The 16,260-nt window shown below is 58.8% G+C and carries 18 protein-coding genes; 3 read left to right on the top strand and 15 right to left on the bottom strand.

Annotated elements, in window-relative coordinates; translation table 11 throughout:
• Positions 1-145: 145 nt before the first annotated feature.
• Positions 146-1,204, bottom strand: a complete 1,059-nt coding sequence (dusA, locus tag WH367_RS07405) for a tRNA dihydrouridine(20/20a) synthase DusA (RefSeq protein ID WP_339535415.1) — start codon at positions 1,202-1,204, stop codon at positions 146-148.
• Positions 1,205-1,320: 116 nt separating this feature from the next.
• Between dusA and WH367_RS07400 the strand changes: the two genes are divergently transcribed.
• Together WH367_RS07400 and WH367_RS07395 are read left to right on the top strand one after the other, a co-directional pair.
• Positions 1,321-2,346 carry a site-specific integrase gene (locus WH367_RS07400; protein WP_339535191.1) on the top strand — a complete coding sequence of 342 codons (1,026 nt, stop codon included), beginning with the start codon at positions 1,321-1,323 and terminating at the stop codon, positions 2,344-2,346.
• Positions 2,347-3,082: 736 nt separating this feature from the next.
• Positions 3,083-3,304 carry a hypothetical protein gene (locus WH367_RS07395; RefSeq protein ID WP_339535190.1) on the top strand — a complete coding sequence of 74 codons (222 nt, stop codon included), beginning with the start codon at positions 3,083-3,085 and terminating at the stop codon, positions 3,302-3,304.
• Here WH367_RS07395 and WH367_RS07390 read toward each other — a convergent pair.
• Complete coding sequence (locus WH367_RS07390; RefSeq protein WP_339535188.1) at positions 3,301-3,990, bottom strand: SOS response-associated peptidase; 690 nt, start codon at positions 3,988-3,990, stop codon at positions 3,301-3,303. The genes WH367_RS07395 and WH367_RS07390 overlap by 4 nt on opposite strands.
• A 269-nt stretch (positions 3,991-4,259) precedes the next feature.
• Between WH367_RS07390 and WH367_RS07385 the strand changes: the two genes are divergently transcribed.
• Positions 4,260-6,149, top strand: coding sequence for a S8/S53 family peptidase (locus WH367_RS07385; protein WP_339535186.1), 1,890 nt, complete (start codon positions 4,260-4,262; stop codon positions 6,147-6,149).
• A 73-nt stretch (positions 6,150-6,222) separates the two neighbouring features.
• On the opposite strand, the gene WH367_RS07380 is transcribed toward WH367_RS07385, so the two are convergent.
• The 13 genes from WH367_RS07380 to WH367_RS07320 form a co-directional block, all read right to left on the bottom strand.
• Positions 6,223-6,762, bottom strand: a complete 540-nt coding sequence (locus WH367_RS07380; RefSeq protein ID WP_339535184.1) for a hypothetical protein — start codon at positions 6,760-6,762, stop codon at positions 6,223-6,225.
• On the bottom strand, positions 6,759-7,391 hold the full coding sequence (locus WH367_RS07375; protein ID WP_339535183.1) for a glycoside hydrolase family protein: 633 nt from the start codon (positions 7,389-7,391) through the stop codon (positions 6,759-6,761). Before WH367_RS07375 ends, WH367_RS07380 begins: the two co-directional genes overlap by 4 nt.
• Positions 7,388-7,684: a hypothetical protein gene (locus WH367_RS07370; protein WP_339535182.1), complete on the bottom strand. Its 297-nt coding sequence runs from the start codon at positions 7,682-7,684 to the stop codon at positions 7,388-7,390. The genes WH367_RS07375 and WH367_RS07370 overlap by 4 nt, the downstream gene beginning before the upstream one ends.
• A gap of 53 nt (positions 7,685-7,737) precedes the next feature.
• Positions 7,738-8,058, bottom strand: a complete 321-nt coding sequence (locus WH367_RS07365; RefSeq protein WP_339535181.1) for a hypothetical protein — start codon at positions 8,056-8,058, stop codon at positions 7,738-7,740.
• A complete protein-coding gene (locus WH367_RS07360) occupies positions 8,051-8,359 on the bottom strand; it encodes a hypothetical protein (protein WP_339535179.1) in 309 nt (102 codons plus the stop codon). The genes WH367_RS07365 and WH367_RS07360 overlap by 8 nt, the downstream gene beginning before the upstream one ends.
• Before the next feature lie 545 nt (positions 8,360-8,904).
• A complete protein-coding gene (locus WH367_RS07355) occupies positions 8,905-9,624 on the bottom strand; it encodes a hypothetical protein (RefSeq protein WP_339535177.1) in 720 nt (239 codons plus the stop codon).
• 5 nt (positions 9,625-9,629) lie between these two features.
• On the bottom strand, positions 9,630-10,148 hold the full coding sequence (locus WH367_RS07350; protein ID WP_339535175.1) for a hypothetical protein: 519 nt from the start codon (positions 10,146-10,148) through the stop codon (positions 9,630-9,632).
• A gap of 1 nt (position 10,149) precedes the next feature.
• The gene (locus tag WH367_RS07345; protein ID WP_339535173.1) at positions 10,150-10,656 is read right to left on the bottom strand and encodes a hypothetical protein; all 507 of its coding nucleotides are present in this window, start codon (positions 10,654-10,656) and stop codon (positions 10,150-10,152) included.
• Positions 10,653-11,099 (bottom strand): hypothetical protein, encoded by a 447-nt coding sequence (locus tag WH367_RS07340; protein ID WP_339535171.1) that lies wholly within the window; start codon positions 11,097-11,099, stop codon positions 10,653-10,655. The genes WH367_RS07345 and WH367_RS07340 overlap by 4 nt, the downstream gene beginning before the upstream one ends.
• Positions 11,100-11,154: 55 nt before the next feature.
• Positions 11,155-12,165: a hypothetical protein gene (locus WH367_RS07335; RefSeq protein ID WP_339535169.1), complete on the bottom strand. Its 1,011-nt coding sequence runs from the start codon at positions 12,163-12,165 to the stop codon at positions 11,155-11,157.
• A gap of 3 nt (positions 12,166-12,168) precedes the next feature.
• Positions 12,169-13,953, bottom strand: a complete 1,785-nt coding sequence (locus WH367_RS07330; RefSeq protein WP_339535168.1) for a hypothetical protein — start codon at positions 13,951-13,953, stop codon at positions 12,169-12,171.
• A 9-nt stretch (positions 13,954-13,962) separates the two neighbouring features.
• On the bottom strand, positions 13,963-15,618 hold the full coding sequence (locus WH367_RS07325) for a hypothetical protein (RefSeq protein WP_339535166.1): 1,656 nt from the start codon (positions 15,616-15,618) through the stop codon (positions 13,963-13,965).
• A complete protein-coding gene (locus WH367_RS07320; RefSeq protein ID WP_339535164.1) occupies positions 15,618-16,259 on the bottom strand; it encodes a hypothetical protein in 642 nt (213 codons plus the stop codon). Before WH367_RS07320 ends, WH367_RS07325 begins: the two co-directional genes overlap by 1 nt.
• Position 16,260: the final 1 nt, after the last annotated feature.

Here is a 16,260-nt window from a genome sequence, read left to right as displayed (position 1 = left end):
GGGCGCCGGAAGGTCTGGGAGAGGATTTCGAGGCCTAAAAATCAGGCCTGCGCGAGGGCGTTACAGAGGCCAGCCGCTGCGCCGCTGCCGCGCAATACCCGTTGGCAGCGGCCGGCAACGACCAGCTGCCGCCGGCATTGCCGTATCAAATATTTACCAAAACGGGGGCGCCGGTTTGGCGCTCGGGCTTGGTGCGGGCCGCTTGCATGACTTCATGCGCTGGCAGATGCTTCATGCGGTGGTCGCTCCAGACCTGGCGCCAGCGGCGTGCACCAGGCATGCCCTGGCGCAGGCCCAGCATATGGCGGGCAATGGCGTACCAGTGCGTGCCATGCTCGGCAGCTTCACGCTCCATATAGCGCACCATCGCCTCTTCAACCGATTCGCGGCTGATGCCGCTGTTGAGCTCGGCGCCATAAAACTGGGCATCCCAGGTCGCGAGCCACCAGGGGTTGTGGTAGGCCTCGCGCCCCACCATCACCCCATCGACCTGTTCGAGCTGTGCCAGCACGGTGGCGTTATCGGCAATGCCACCATTGATCGCGATGGTCAGCTGCGGAAAGTCTTTTTTCAGCTGGGCCACGACGTCGTAGCGCAGCGGCGGAATCTCGCGGTTCTCCTTGGGCGACAAGCCCTTGAGCCAGGCATTGCGGGCATGCACGACAAACACCTCGCAACCCGCATCGGCCACCGTGCCGATGAAGTCACGCACAAAGCCATAGCTCTCGTTTTTGTCGATGCCAATGCGGTGCTTCACTGTCACGGGGATATCCACCACATCGCGCATGGCCTTGACGCCATCGGCCACCAATTCCTTCTCATTCATCAGACAGGCGCCAAAGGCACCGCGCTGCACACGCTCACTGGGGCAGCCGCAGTTGAGGTTGACCTCGTCATAGCCCCAGTCCTGCGCCAGCTTGGCGCATTGGGCCAGGTCCGCAGGCTCACTGCCGCCCAGTTGCAAGGCCACCGGGTGCTCCTCTGCAGAAAAGCGCAAGTGCCGCGCCACATCCCCATGGATCAGCGCACCGGTCGTCACCATCTCGGTGTAGAGCAAGGTCTGGCGCGTGAGCAGACGGTGAAAATAGCGGCAATGGCGGTCGGTCCAGTCCATCATCGGCGCGACAGACATGCGACCCGGCCAATGAAGAGGCGTTTTCCCTATGGAAACTAACGATTTTTCAACTGTCTGATTCGATACCATTTGATCTAATTTCATGCCATTTTTAGCACTTTGGTGCTACATTCAGCGCAACAATTTTTCAATGTTGCACCGAGACTATGGGAACCATAATCCGCCGTGAGCGCAAAGACGGAAGCGTGGGCTACACCGCCCAAGTCCGCGTCAAAAAGGGTGGCAAGGTCGTTCACGCTGAAACCCAGACCTTTGACCGCGAAGCAGCCGCCAAAACCTGGATCAAGAAGCGCGAGACAGAGCTTGCGGAACCTGGCGCCCTTGATAAACCTGAAGACCCAATCCTATCTGTCGTCATCCAGAAGTACCTGGAGGATAAGCTCAAGCCACACGGGAAGACCAAGGATCAGGTTCTGCGCACAATTGCCAACTCTTGGCTTGGTGAGACACATTGCTCTCAGATCGACAGCGCGACGGTTATCAAATACCTAGAAGGCCTAACCAGTCAGCCCCAAACCCGAGGCAACTACCTTTCCCACCTTTCCGCGATTTTCACCGTGGCCCGCCCTGCTTGGGGGTATCCCCTCGACAAGCAAGCCTGTGAGGACGCACGCGTGGTAGCTGAAAAGCTTGGGCTAATTTCCAGGTCAAAGCAGCGTACACGCCGCCCAACTCTTGAGGAGTTGAACAAGCTCATGACCTACTACTCGGTCTATGAGCGAAAGCGGGAGGATTCTATCCCGATGACCTACATCATACTGTTCAGCCTATTCTCCACGCGCCGGCAGGAGGAAACCTGCCGCATCTTGGGCGAGGATGTGGATGCGGAAAACTCTGAGGTCATCGTTCGCGACATGAAAAACCCGGGTGAAAAGATAGGCAACGATGTCACCACCCTCCTCCCGCCGGAAGCTCTCAAGCTCATTCAGAATCGCAAGGTGGCAAAGGGTCGCATCTGGCCCTACAACGCTGAGTCTGTCAGCACGAGCTTTACTCGAGCATGCAAGCTACTCGGAATTGAAGATCTACATTTCCATGACCTTCGACATGAAGGGATCAGCCGGTTGTTTGAGATGGGCTGGAACATTCCTCATGTTGCGCAAGTTTCAGGGCATCGCTCTTGGCAGAGCTTGCAGCGCTACACCCAGTTCAAGAAGGTCGGAGACAGATACGAAAATTGGGAATGGAAGACCAAGCTTCTGGCTGGGTAGAGTTTTAGCCTGGTCGAACATGAGGGTGCGGCCCTCGCTTGACCTCCTTGTATCTCGTGGAGAGCCAGTGCGACATCTCCCCCAAGATCTCATGCATCTCTCGGAGATTGGTGCCGCACATCCAAGTTTGCGGCCAGCGCTGAAGCTCCCCCTCGTCAAACTCGAAACCTCGTAACAGGAGAGTCCCCGATTGGCGTTGCCGCCATACCTCGACACGCTCCAGCCCATGAATGATGAGCCGCATAGGCTCATTGCGATCCACCAGCCAAGTTTGGAAGCTGCCATCTGTCATTGCGGTACTGAGCAGCATTCCTGTGGACTTAGCCCTCCTGGCCAGGATTTCAGCCGGCAGGTAGACACCATTGAAGCACAGCCGAAGCACATAGGCATCACACCCAACCCGGCGCTTGCCCTCCAAATCTAGCTCAGTGCCAGGTGTCGCCATACCCAGGTATAGCCCCGGCAAATCTTGACCCGCAAATTTCCTGACTGCTTCCATTGCTCGCTCCATTTACTGTATAAATATACAGTCTTTTGGAGGTGTCTATGGATCAATCAAGATACTGGCGCTGGCACATCAAGAACGGCCAGGGGTGGCTGCAGACCACCGAGCACGAGCGATGGGATGGCATCAAGCCAGACTTCCCAGAGGCTATGCCCGTCTTGGGCACTATGATCTTGCACAGCACGCCACTGTCTTCTGATGCGGTGGCCCTTTATGAAAGCTTGGAGCCAGATGTCCCTTTCTGAACGCCGCGGTGTAGTCATTGGTCTTTGGCGGGCTTGGCGCCAGAACATGCGCGACCTTAGCGACGGCTGGTTCCCGTATTACGACACGGGCAAGCAGATCCATCTGTTCTCTGAGTACCTGCAGGCCAGCCACCCTCACCTACTCGACATGCCAGGGCAGGCATATCAAACGATCCACCAGTGGATTGCGGAGGATGTCGAGGGTTAGGCCGGCCCTGCCGCGAACACTTCCACCGGTGCTAACTTGAGCAGCGCTTGTGCGTCTTTTATTGATCCTTCAAGCCACTGATCCACATCAGCCAGCTCGATGGGGATCACACTCCGCTTGTCTTGATGGTCCAAGGGAAGTGGCTTTTTGGTATCGGGATTGAGCTCATTTTTGTGCATCTTCCCCATGATCTCGTGACCGTCAGCATTGAGTGTGAGCATCGTATAGCTCTCATGCACTTCGCCTGTGGCCCTATCTGTCCAGATATTCCACAGCCCGGCTAGCCCCCAGGGATCGCCATCCGCGCGCTTGAAGCGCCACCATTCGCACTTCTTAAACTGCGCCTCATATGGCCCCCAGTACGGCTCGTCAAAGGTGGTCGCCGGGATGATGCAGCGCTGGCCGCGCTTCCACGGGTCTTTGAAGCTGGCTTTATCCGCGACCTCCTCAGCCCGGGCGTTGTTGGTGCTGTACTTGATGTCGGGCGCCTTGCTGAACCAAGGGATCAGGCCCCATCGGCCCACCGCCAGCTCTTTGCTGTACCCAGGATCATCCACGGCGCGCCGGATGAATCCACCGGGTGATCGCGGGAACACATCGCGGGCACCCAGGCCGAGCTGCCGGGGGTTCAGCCGCCAGTACTGCTGTATATAGCCTTCGTCTGGGGAATGGTAGCGGTTGCACATTTGGGCCTCTTCAGATCGAAGGAAGCAGACTCTACAAGTCTCCAGAGGCCGCTATCTTTCCAAACATTTAAACACTGCTTATTTCACAAGATAGTATTACACACCTTCAGCATCTTGCGCAAAATAGATTATTTCTTTTACCAGCCCTTGCCGATACAATTAAAAACCAATGCAAAAAATAGAAATCATTTCCCGCAAAAATTTGTACTTGCCAAATACGAACGCATCTGTTAGAACTCGATTGCGACCTTCACACTTAAGGATTAAATATGAAAATAAGCAAAATTTCTATAGCAATCGGAATATCTTTGGCGACGTTAGCCATCAATGGATTTGCGAGTCAATTGAACTTAGCAAGTACACCTGTGACGAATGAATTCGATTCAAGCAAAACCTTATGGGAGATTGGCCTCAAAACTTCTGCACTAGATATTTCAACAGCTAGTAAAAATCACACCGAAGAATCAAACCTTACTTACAACCCCCCAGTTTATAAAGTCGGATTGGAAATTAGCGATAAGCTTCAATTGGAAATACTTGACTATAGTTCACCATCTTCAAACTCATTCTTTGTGTGGGCAGATCCTTACGAAATAGAAAGACTAAAAACTGACTATAGAGTTGAATCTGCCCGACAAGTCAACGGCAAAATAAAAAATGGTGATTCGGAGAAGGCTTCTACGGAGCAAACTTCATTCTCAACCAAAATCGCTCCTTTGCATCCAAATGATCAAATAGTCAGTGGACAAGTCATCCCATGGGCTAAAGCAGCAGTTGGTGCTTCCTCTGGTACTAGTTCAGTACCCGCATATATTGTAGATCAGGCAAATGATGGAATGACGGCAGCGGCGAAAGCAGAAATAAATTTACTTTATAACTTGGAAGATAATTTTTACCCCCTAGCTTCATATCATCCCTCCATGGTCGCAGGAATAATAGGGTCAAAAGATAACACAACTGGAGTTGTAGGCATAAACCCCAGTCAGCCTATTTATTTATTTTCCACTGACCCCAATGACATAAGAAAACTTTCATTAGCAATTGAAGCAGCATTAACAAAAGCCGAAACAAATAATCATTTCGCCACATTGAATTTATCAATCAACAGTTCGATAGGCTCAACCAACTACTTTTCACATGACAGTGAAATAGCTGTCAAAATGCGAAAAGCCAGCAATCGATTGTTAGTGGTGCAATCTGCTGGAAATTCAAACTCTGATGCGTGCTTAACCGCTTATAGCGCAGCTCCTGATCAGACAAACTCCACAGTTAATCCATCTGGAGCTGGCGCTAGGCATAATGACGGAATTATTGTGGTGAGCGGTCATAATTTCAATGGCCAGAGAACTCCTACAGTTGGTATTGAATATCCAATGCCTGCACGAACGACTTGGCCAATTGGAGTAGTTCCGATTTTGTACGACAATGTACCTGCCGCAGCCTATGGAAAATGCGTCGAGGCATGGGCTCCGTCACATGAGATCACGTCAAACAATGCATATAACGGATCACCAAATGCTGACACGCCACCGCAAATTCATGGATCCTACTGGACTCTTAGCGGCACCTCTTTCGCGGCACCGATCACTGCGGCAGTAGCATCGCGATTTGGCAATTCAGCCACCCGGCCGATAGTGAGAGAAAATTATATTAAGAGCCAACTTGTCTCTACTTCTAATCCAGATGGAGGCGGTGGATTTATTAAGAAAGTAAGGGTAGGAGATACCTCTCCCACCTACCAGTTGAAATATATCAAGCCAACACTCATTAGAACATCGACATCTACTACAGATATACCAATCCTTAAAGACGGAAAATTTTATGGAGCAAATGAGTTCGCATTCCCCCAAAATTTCGGAACCTTATACATTGACCTTGGTTCAGCGTATAACCTGCATGGAATACGCGTAACAATTCGAACCAAGCAAAGCGGTATTGGTGCAGAAGCCAACTTGCCATTTCACTTCGGTCTTTACGCTGGCAACGCAACTATAGATACTGCAAACACATCCATTATTGCTTATAATGAACCCTCTCAGGCAGATTATGCCCCTGTTTTTATACCGATTAACGGATCTTACAGATTCCTCAGGCTGGACGGCTACAATCCATCTGAAACTAATTTGCGATACGCCGAAATCGAAGTTTATAGCAAGTGATAATCTATAATCCGCTGTAGTTACGCGGCACCTCCATATGCAAGAGCCTTCCTAGGTAGTAGGAAGGCTCTTTCTATTTTTGGCTGCAGGCCTGGTCGCTGTCGTCACCACTCAGCCGGCGCTCGATGTTCACCTGGTCGCACAGCGCGGCTACTTCGGCGTCTCGTCGCTTAAGGTCGCCTCCGAGGCTTGCGACCACGCCGAGGCCTTCTGCAAGCTGGCGGTCGAGGGCTGCGGCTTTATCTGCAAGATCGCTGCGGGCAGCTGCGTCGGCCTGGGCTTGCGCACGATAAGTGGCACTTCGGCTGTCGGCGCCGCGGTGCAGCCGCTCAGCAAGGGCAAGCTCAGCGCGCACATCAACATCAATGCCAGTTTTGAGGTTTGCCAGTCGATCGGCGTTGTAGATGGTGTCTTGGGCATGCTTGCTTTCCAGTTGTGCAGTGTGGGCTTCGTCGGTGCGTGCGGCTTCGGCCCGGGTGGCTTTGGCCTGGGATTGCTCGGCGCGCAGCTCGGCGATGGTCTTGCTGGCCTGCCAGCCTTTGACAACCCAGCCAGTAGAGAAGGCCAGCGCGGCGATAGCGGCGGCCAAGATAAGTTTGATCTGCAGGGTCATAAGCCTGCCTCGCAGATCTCGCCATTGGCATCGCCACGGGCCTGCAAACCAGGCAGCACCACTGACACACCATTGACCGTGCCGCGATTCCAGCGCGGGTTTTCACGGCATGCACCCACCACATCGCCCGCATTGGCCTTGCGCAGCAGCGTGGAGGTGTACAGCGCACCCTCGCCCTTGTTCCAAACGAAGTCGATGAACACGGCTTGCTGCAGCGGTGTGTAGGTTGTCCAGAGGCGGAACATGCCCATGGCAGCACGCTCGGCGGCAAGGTAACGGCTGCGCTCGAGCTCGTAGCAGTCGGCCGGCGTGTAGTACCGGCCAGCCACCACATCCCTGCCCGTTATTCCATTGCAGACCGTCAGCGGCTGGCCCTTGCCCAGCTTGTCCACGTAGGGCGTTCCAATGTGCCGATAGCTGCTCTCGTAGTAGCCGCCCATCACCATGGCGATCTTGACCGCCTGGGAGGTGCCAGGATCAGCTGCCACGGCCTGGATGTACTGATTCTGCTCGGACATGGCCTGGGCAGCGGCCTTGTCTCGCTCGAGCGCCACGTAGCCGCCACCGCCTGCAGTCAGCACCGCGAGCGCCATCAGGCCAGTGCGCAAGGCGTTTGGAATGCGGCTCACAGCTCACCCCGCACAGTCTCATCTGCCAACTTGCCCATGGCGCGGCGGGCCAGATCGCGGCGGTAATCTCGGCGCCACTTCCATACCAAGTATCCGGCCTGCAACGCAATGAACAAAAGCGAGGCTACCACGAGCCATTCGCTCAGCGGCAACCCCCACACTTTGAATACGCCCGTGGCAGCTGCTCCAGGTGTCGCGTGGTAGGCAGCGTTGGCAATGTCCTGGCGCTGCTCAGCACTCAAATGCCGGTTGACACCGATTGCGGCAAGGAAGACGACGAGTGCTTTTTTCATGGGCCCATGATCCCGGGCTCAGCCCCTTGCGTCTAACCCTACGCGGGGGAGGATCAGATGGCGATCTGCGCGGCAGCGATAAACATCTCGTCCAGGGCGTCGTCGCTTAGGCCAAGCGTAGCAGCAGCCTTGGTCAGAAATGGCGAGTCGAAGCGACGCCAGGTGCTGGTGTGGTTCCAAGCCAAGTCAGCCCACATAGCCTCTTGATCGTCTGTGATGCCGGCCATGTAGTCGAGCACTCCCTGGGTGAGGCCATGCAGGCCCAGGATCGCCCGGCCCTGTGCGCGGCTGATCTCGGCAGGCACGCGCGCACGGCGGTCGTCTTCGGCAATCTGCTCGGCCGTCTTGAGCTGACCCCAGTCGATATTAGGCATTGGGCACCTCGTCGGTTGGCAGGGACACGCGGCCATCTGCTGGGTTGAGGATGGGCTCAGGGAAAGCGCAGCTCTCGGGCGCGTCCCAGGTGATGGGTAGCAGCAGAGTCAGCTGCAACTCGCCACCCTGGCGGCGCACATCGCCAATGATGAATTCGCAGTCCACGGCAGCCGCTGGCAGAACGGCACCTTCTGGAAGCTGGGTGAAGTCGAACGGCTCGCCGTTGATGGTGAGCGTGTCGCCAGCCTTGAGCACTTCCAATGCATCGAGGCGAACTTGGGGGGAGAGATTGATTTTCATTAGAACCACTTTCCGACGGCGACAAGATAGACAGTCCCGCTCACACCGCCTGATGTGCCATGGCGTGTGCTGAATGAGCCCCAAGTGGTAGCAGTAGGATAAATATCCATGGCTGCCCACCCACCCCCACGGGTGTCCGTTCCGTTAGGTATGACGATTGGTGTCTGTGAAAAACTGGCAGGGAACGCTCCAGCACTAGTAGCTGTGCTTGCGAAAATACTCCCTACCGCTGTTGTCGCACCTGTCGAGAGCGCGAGTGTTTTCGTGCAAATCTGCCACCCACTTGCAAACCGGATGAACTCTCCATTGGCATTAGAACCAGTTTGAAAAATCGCCCCAGTTGGAATACCTCCAGACTGAGAAACCGTACCCAGAATGTCCGCGAGTGCAGCAAGACCAAGGCCAAGGTTGGAGCGCGCCGCTGCCGCCGTCGTGCCGCCAGTGCCTCCAAGTGCGATTGGCAAGAAATCCACACCAGCAATCCACTCGCGCAGCTCTGCGCTATTACCGCCGGCTGCTCCCGCTTTAAGGGGTGTAGTCATAGGTCATCCCTTGTAGAAAATGAAGAATCGCGCGGCCCGGCCAGTGACTGCCGAGCTGCTAGCCGCTGTAACAGCAGCACGAACATGAGTAGCGCTCACTACGAAGACCCATTGGGAATCGGCGTATTGGCTATTCATACCGACCCAGTGGCCATTGGTCGACAACACCATCCCGTTGGCATTCAAAATATCTGCTTGTGACAGCCCGTGCGCGATCAGATCAACACCGGCGGTGCTGCTGGTCATGGTGGTGTCGAGCACTTTGCACTTCACGATTGGGGACTGCTCGCCAATCACAGCACCGGCAGAAAATGTCTGCACCCCAAGCCAGTTGCGGGCCGAGCCCAGCAGCCAGGTCAGCAGCGCCTGCACCGTCAGCTTGAACGTTGACGAGCCCCGGCGCACCGGCCAGAGGTCTGTCACCTGTGGAGCGACGCCATCCGCGAACCCGCTGAATTCGACGTCCAGCTTTCCGGAAAGATCCACAGGTGTCGGGTCTTGCGTCAGTAGCCAGACGGCCGCATTAGCTGCGGATACCTCGGCTGTCGAGCCATCAGCGAAAGTCACCAGAGCTGGACCAGCATTCCCCACCTCCACCTGCCGCACCGTCACGCCATCAGCCATGCGCACCGGCACCAGGCGCGTCGGCGCCACAACGGCGTCCCCAGCAGGCAGCTGCTGCGGGATACCGCCTTTGAGAACCAGTGGCTTGCGAATGTCCATGAGCTTTACAGAATCTGGAAGCCGTAGTCGTCAGTGCGCAGCTCAGTCGCGCTCGTGGCCGTGCCCAGCATCTGGTTGAGCTTGTTCACGTTGCCGGCATCAGTGGCGTCCAGCGGCGTCAGCGTCACATCGCCCGCCGTGCCCAGCCAGTAGTCGTTGCCCAGCGTCAAGCCGCTCAGCGACGTGTTGGCCACATCGAGCGGGTAGATGGTCGCATTCGCGGCAGAAGCCACTGCCGCCAGCACAAACCCGTGGGCCGGCCGGTTGTTGGAGTTGTCGGCCAGGCGGGCTTTGAGGGTGCCCGAGTCAGAGAACAGGTTCACGAACTTGCCCGCGCCCAAGGCCTCGAAAGCCGGCGCGATCTTCGTGTTGGCGCCAATGCCAGCTGGCATCATGCTCATGTCGATCTTGCCCGCGCTGTCGAGCGCCGGGATCTTGCCTGCGTCTGTGGCCCCCGCCGAAGTGGCGATGCCAAAAATCTGTTTTACCTTGCCGCCCACCAGGGCCAAAAAACCTTGTGGCATATCACACCTCGATTGGATCGTTGATTGAAAGATTGATGCTGGTCGCAGTGGCTGCAAAGCCGATCAGCACAGAGAAGCCGCTGGTAGGCGGGGTTTGGGTCAGCTGCCCGTTGGCGCCCAGGTACACGCGGCCGTAGGCCCAGGACCAGCCCGAGTCAGTCACCGTGCCGCTGCGCTGCACCGAAATCTGCGCGCCCGTCTGGCCAGCAGAGACCGACAGGCCCAAGATGGCGAAAATGTTCTCGGCGTCGTCCTGGCTCAGTGGATACACAAAGCCACCCTGGTCGTACAACACGCGGTTCGCGCTGATCGTCTCCCCTGCCGTGCGGGTCACGTATTCATCGCCGCCACCACCTGCAGGGCCAGGTGGGCCTGGCGGGCCTTGCTCTCCGGGCGCGATCAGCACTTCGGTAAGCTCTATCTCGCTCACAACCACCTGGCTGTCCTCTGGCATTACCAGAATCTCGCCGGGCTGCATTTCCACGATGACGGAGGTATCGCAGTTCATCGCGTGCCCTCTGGGTTCAGGTTCCAGGAGATTTCCGCCACGCGCGACACGTCGCCATTGGGGTGCAGGATTTCGAGCTGACCCACGGCCGAGCACCAGGTCGCGGGCGGGTTTTGCCCATAGGGCAAGTCGGCAGTCGTGGCAGCGTCAAGAATGAAGGCGATACGCCCCTCCCCGCCACTGAGGTCAATGCGGCCGTTCTCCGTGCTCAACTCCAGCAGCACATCAGGTGAGAGCACATCGGCACGCAGCTGCATGCGTGCCGTACAACCCGTAAGGTCCACTGGCGTCAGGTCGGTCTTGGGTACAGGCCGGCCAGTCTGCGCATTGACCAGCTCACCATTGACGATGCGCGTGGGATATGGAGCCGTGCACCACTGGAAGCCACGCCGGAACGTGGCCCCTTGGTAGATGGTGTAGCAGAGGTGGGCCGGAGCTGTCATGCATTGCAGTGTCTGCAAACCACCCTCCCCCGTCGAACCCCACAGGGGTGTAAGGTCAGGATCCCACTACGGAGGTGCTCATGGTGTTGCTCACCCCCGCGCCGATGCCGTTCAAGCTCGCGGCGGCAGAGTCGCCCATCATCTTGACGTTTGCCAGCACGGTCTGCACGCGCATCTGGGCCGTGTCTTGCTTGAAGCGGGCATTGGCCTCGGCTACCCGGGTCTTGAGCTCGGCATCGGTGATGGACAGGCGCAGCAGCGGATCGATGGCCGCATTCTGTGCCTGGTACAGAGCCACCAGGGTTCGCGCTGCCTCGTTTTTGAGCCCGGACATCGAGGTGGCCAGCTGGGCAGCCAGTTGCGGACCCAGCGCGATAGCCTTGACATACTCTCCCACGGCAGCAATGGCCTTGGTGTACATGTCCGACACGGCGCCGACGGCAAAGCGGACGTTCTCCACCTCTGTCTCAAAGCTCTTGATCGCAATGTCGCGGCTTTGCTCGGCCAGCTTGTCTCGGCTGTCCTGGCGGATGAGCGCCGTATCGTGCAGCATGGCGCCAGGCGGCAGCGGCCAGCCGGCGCGGGCGTAGCGCTCGGTGGTACTGGCCATGTCACGGTCGGCTTGGCGCAGGATGCGCGCCCGGCCGCGCTCCCACAATGCCGCCTCCACATTGGAGTTGATGCCGGTGCCGCCCTGCGTGATAGCGCGCCGGCACCAGGCCAGTGCCTCGGCCAGGGTGGACATATCCGGGAAGGCTTCCCCGAGCATGGAGCGGAAAGCCCCGTCGATCTGTGCGGAGATCTCCGAGTTCTTGGCATCGAAGTACGCCATCGCAGCGGTCGGGTCATCGAAGCTGAGATCGCTGGGGGGATCAACCAGGTCGAAATTTTGCAGGACGTTGGGCTGCTGGACCACGGGAGCCGTGCCCACCTGGCCCATGGCCTCGGCGCCAAAGTCAAAGGCCTGGTTGAACCAGCCCACAGCGTTGTCCCACTTGGCGTTGATGACCTGAGTGGTTTGCAGGGCCGGCCCAGTGATGCCGGGCGGAATGGTGACGATTGGCATGGCTTAGATCCTCCGGTTGGACTCGTTGACGACGAAGCGAATGGCATCCACCTCGAAAGCATCGCCGTTGCTGTTTTTGAAAGTGGGGGTGGCGTAGGCGCTGCGCAGGCCGCGCCCCAGGTCAAAGCGCACCTCACGCATGCTGGCCCCGTGCCCACGGGCTGGATAGGTGTAGCTGGCGGGCCGGCCGTTGAGCAAGGAATCGATCTGCAGCCGCATGGAGCCCGCCGCCGCGCCCAGATAGCAGTAGCTCAGGATCTTCACCTGTGGGCTGCCGAAGTCCAGTTGGCCCATGCCAAACACGGCCTCGATGGGCTGGCCCGCATCGTCATCACCGTCCAGCAGGAACAGGCCTTCCTCGCTCGCTCCATAGTGCTTCCCGCCAATGGTGGCGTAGCTGTTGTAGGGGTAGCGCTCGTAGCGGGTAGTCCCGCCCGGGTTGCCGCCAGTTATGTTCATGGCGAACACCTCACCCAGACCCGACAGAATCGAGATCTTCCCGCTCAGCACGGCGCGCATGGGCACCACCGGCAAAGTGACCTCGCCCATGGCCGTCATGTCGCCGCTGAGCATCCCGCGCATCACCACCGTCTGCAGGGTGGCCTCTGCATACGGAGACACGGATCCAGACAGCACCGCGCGCATGGGCTTGGTCTGCAGGGTCACCAAGCCCTGCAACGAGATCTTGCCGTCCAGCATCAACCGCCCAAAGGTGCCCGGCAGCTCGCCGTAGGGCCAGTTGCGGCCGTAGAGGGTGGGTGCTGGCAGGGGCAGCTTGAGCCGGCCGATCTCCCGGTCCGACGCCGCGAGATTGACAGGAGGGAGCGTCAGGGCCAGCTGGCCCACGGCGCCCACCAGTGCATTGGCATACGGCAGCACCGGCGGCAGGGTGAAGCTCAGCAACGCAAACGATGGCGCGGCCAGCTTGCCAAATGACATCGCGGGCTTAGCCTGGCCCAGCACCAGGCGCAGGACCTGGCCCTTGTCGAAGGCGACATTGGCCGGGGGGAGCCGAAGGGTGAGCTCGCCCGTCACTGGACTTGTGTCCGGAGGGGAGATCTGCGTGAGCATAGGGTTGAAGATCTCATCATCCCCGGCATACAGCGCGGCCTGTAGCCACAGCGGCTGCGTGCTGCCGGTGGTGCTGCTGGTGTAGACCAGCTCATCATCGAGAAAATAGCTCACCACACCTTCGACACGCTCGATCTTGAACACGGTGGCATCGGTGTAGGGGCGCGAGCCAGTCTTGGCCTGGCCCAGCTCCATCACCTTGGCAAGGCCCTTGGCCAGGTAGAAGCCGTAGGCGGTGGTGAGGCCCGTGTACTGGACCGGGTCCTCGTAGCCATTGAGGCCCACCACGGCGCCGATAAGGCTGGCCCGGCCCTGGAAGGTGGCCGATGCATCACCCGTCACGAACATCAGCGAGCGCGCCCCGTTCTCCCAACCCAGGGCATAGTCCCAGCCCGGCGCGCGGGCAGCGACCCCCTTCTGCCCCGGGTCAGCCGGAAGGTGAACCAGCACCTTCTCCTCCCAGCAGGCGTAGGTCATCTCGATCTCGCTCACCAGGGTAACGGTGCCGGTCTTCTTGTCGGGCACAAAGATGGCCGAGACCTGGCCGGTGGCCGGATTGGTCACATACTTGTAGCGCCCAGGCACGTTCTTGGATACGGGGCGCATGCCGCACACCATGGTGTCGACAAAGATATCTCGAGCTGGCCGGGCCGGACGGTATTCCTGGCCCTGCTCGCCCGGGACGTAGACTTTTTCTTTGATCAGTGAATTGGCCACCGCTTGCTCCTATGCGCTGGGCGCTGGGTATCGAGAATCAGAAATCCAGGTAGCGCCTGGTGTGGCATTGGCCGCGAAGTTGGCAGCGCGCAGCTGGGTGATGCTGGCAAAGTCGCGCAGGTAGGACACGCCCAATTGTTTTACCGGCGCGGGCGCATCCACCGAGAGCACGGCGCGCTGCTTCCAAGTCGCTCCCAGGTCCGTGGACTGCATGAGCGTGTAGCCCTGGCCATATGCCGCCACCGCGCCGCCCGATTCCACGAGGACGGGCTCAGCCCTGAACACTGGCAGCGCCAGGGTCCGGGCATCAATGGCAAAGGGAATGCCGACATGCCAGCCTGGCCAGCCAGTGCTGGGCTGGTACTGCAGGTCATAGCCATCGGTGGTGAAAAGACACACGGCCGCGTTGTCCCGGTAGTCGGCCTGGCCGGGCGGCCGCAGCACAAACAGAGCGCCGCCGGCGATGGGCACGCAGCCGCCATTGGCAAACGCGGCAGCATTCTCCGCGCCGCTGTCCCAATCGTCTGCGTCTTCGGAACGGAAGTCCTGCAGCACCGCCGTCTGCACGACGGTGCGCTCCTCGTGATCGATCCGGGCCAGCTTGACCTTGGCATGCACCCGGTAGCCGGTGGGCAGGCTGGCATCCACCTCAATATAGGGCACCGAGACAATGGCCACGGCATAGCGCTTGGAGACGGGCGCCACGTTCACATGCACCCAGTTGACCGCTGTATTGAAGGCAATGGCGGCAGGCACCGAGTCGGCCGGCAGCGCCAAGGCGGTATCGGTGAATTCAGCCATCACCGGCAGCGCAGCGGCGCGCACCCAGTTCATGCCCGAGTCTTCAGAGAACTGAAAATCCACCCCGGGGCAGGCGGCCACATTGATCGGGTGCGGCATCCCGGCCTGGCTGTATTCGGGCCGCAGGTACTTGCCCAGGGCAAAGCGCTGCTCGGGCGCCGTGGACCAGGCCTCAAACAGCAGCGGCAGCTGCCAGGCAATCGTCACAGTGTTGCCATAGCCCCGGGAGATCCCGTCGTCAACGGTGTAGACAAACTGGTATTGGCCGTCTAGGAACTGCACGGCTCCCAGCCCCATGTAGCGCCACCCCACCACGCCCTGGCGCACCAAGGTGGGCCCGGTGGCGAAGATGGCCGCGTTATAGGAACGGAGCGCAGAAACGTAGGGCACAGAGGCGTAGGTCTCGTAGACCTGCTCAAAGGTACGGCCGTTGCGTGTCTTGTGGACGGACACCCCCGCCACGATGGATGGCATGCCGTTGAAATCAGGCACGGTGCCCCGGTAAGCCACCCGGATCATGGCGCCCAGGCCCGCCCCGTAGTAGACCATCTGCGTGATGTCGGTGTTCACATAGTCCACCGAGTTGCCAAAGACGCCGCGATCGAGGAACGCGCCCAGGGCCGTTGGGCTGCCCACAACATGGATCGAGCCATCGCCCACCGCCCCGGCGCTGTAGTAGCCGTCCTCTGCCTGGTCTTGCGCCGGATCGACATACAGACGGCCGCCTACCTTGGACGAGCGGCTGCCATCGAGGTTGGCATGGTGCAGCGCCGGCGCGCCCAGGGTGTCCAGAAACCTGGCCTGTCGCTCGCCCTGCAGACTGCGGGGCATGCCACGGTGGTGGGGAAACTTGCTGTAGTCCATCAGGGCACTTCGCGTGTGCCCGCGAACTCCGTCCAGAAATCGGGCATGTTGAGCGAGCCGATGCCGTCCACCTTCAAATTGCTGAGCTTGACGGTCGTGGCGCCCTCCTCCACCGAATACATGATCAGCTTGAGGTTGGTGTCTGAGAAGTAGATGGGCCCGTAGGCGCTGAGAATCACATCGTCTTCACGCCCAATCTCCTCACCGACGCCTGCGGCAATGCGCATCTCGACCGGGTCGAAGGTGTACCAGATTTGTTTGCCCACGGCATCGTCCACGGTGGCAATGCCAGCAAAGGTGGCTCCTGCTGTAATCGCGCCGCCGACACCGGGTTGGTTCATCAGGAACACATCCAACCCACCCATGCGCACAGTGACCACATTGGGGCTGTTCCCTCCTGTGCTCACGGCTGCCAGTCGCAGCGCTACCGAGAACGGCCCCGTGAACATGGCTGGCGGGAGCGACAAGATGGCCTCCCTTTCAGAAGAGTCCTCCTGGATCACGTTGCCAACGCCATCCATGATCGGCGTGGGGTCGCCCCACTCGCTCGCCCACGGCAGCTCTGCCCCTACCCCCGCATTGAGCCCGGCAATGCGGCTGCCTGCAGGCCCGCCAAAGTCAGCATCTACCAACAGCGTCATG

The sequence above is a fragment of the Comamonas sp. MYb21 genome (assembly GCF_037479395.1).
Taxonomy (GTDB): Bacteria; Pseudomonadota; Gammaproteobacteria; order Burkholderiales; family Burkholderiaceae_C; genus Comamonas.
This window is presented reverse-complemented; position numbering and strand designations above follow the sequence as displayed.

What these genes read in the sequence shown, in the direction of transcription:
- dusA (WP_339535415.1), bottom strand. Translation starts at nt 1,204, where the DNA reads ATGGTATCGAATCAGACAGTTGAAAAATCGTTAGTTTCCATAGGGAAA.
- WH367_RS07395 (WP_339535190.1), top strand. Translation starts at nt 3,083, where the DNA reads ATGTCCCTTTCTGAACGCCGCGGTGTAGTCATTGGTCTTTGGCGGGCT.
- WH367_RS07390 (WP_339535188.1), bottom strand. Translation starts at nt 3,990, where the DNA reads ATGTGCAACCGCTACCATTCCCCAGACGAAGGCTATATACAGCAGTAC.
- WH367_RS07385 (WP_339535186.1), top strand. Translation starts at nt 4,260, where the DNA reads ATGAAAATAAGCAAAATTTCTATAGCAATCGGAATATCTTTGGCGACG.
- WH367_RS07380 (WP_339535184.1), bottom strand. Translation starts at nt 6,762, where the DNA reads ATGACCCTGCAGATCAAACTTATCTTGGCCGCCGCTATCGCCGCGCTG.
- WH367_RS07370 (WP_339535182.1), bottom strand. Translation starts at nt 7,684, where the DNA reads ATGAAAAAAGCACTCGTCGTCTTCCTTGCCGCAATCGGTGTCAACCGG.
- WH367_RS07365 (WP_339535181.1), bottom strand. Translation starts at nt 8,058, where the DNA reads ATGCCTAATATCGACTGGGGTCAGCTCAAGACGGCCGAGCAGATTGCC.
- WH367_RS07360 (WP_339535179.1), bottom strand. Translation starts at nt 8,359, where the DNA reads ATGAAAATCAATCTCTCCCCCCAAGTTCGCCTCGATGCATTGGAAGTG.
- WH367_RS07355 (WP_339535177.1), bottom strand. Translation starts at nt 9,624, where the DNA reads ATGGACATTCGCAAGCCACTGGTTCTCAAAGGCGGTATCCCGCAGCAG.
- WH367_RS07350 (WP_339535175.1), bottom strand. Translation starts at nt 10,148, where the DNA reads ATGCCACAAGGTTTTTTGGCCCTGGTGGGCGGCAAGGTAAAACAGATT.
- WH367_RS07345 (WP_339535173.1), bottom strand. Translation starts at nt 10,656, where the DNA reads ATGAACTGCGATACCTCCGTCATCGTGGAAATGCAGCCCGGCGAGATT.
- WH367_RS07340 (WP_339535171.1), bottom strand. Translation starts at nt 11,099, where the DNA reads ATGACAGCTCCGGCCCACCTCTGCTACACCATCTACCAAGGGGCCACG.
- WH367_RS07335 (WP_339535169.1), bottom strand. Translation starts at nt 12,165, where the DNA reads ATGCCAATCGTCACCATTCCGCCCGGCATCACTGGGCCGGCCCTGCAA.
- WH367_RS07325 (WP_339535166.1), bottom strand. Translation starts at nt 15,618, where the DNA reads ATGGACTACAGCAAGTTTCCCCACCACCGTGGCATGCCCCGCAGTCTG.
- WH367_RS07320 (WP_339535164.1), bottom strand. Translation starts at nt 16,259, where the DNA reads ATGACGCTGTTGGTAGATGCTGACTTTGGCGGGCCTGCAGGCAGCCGC.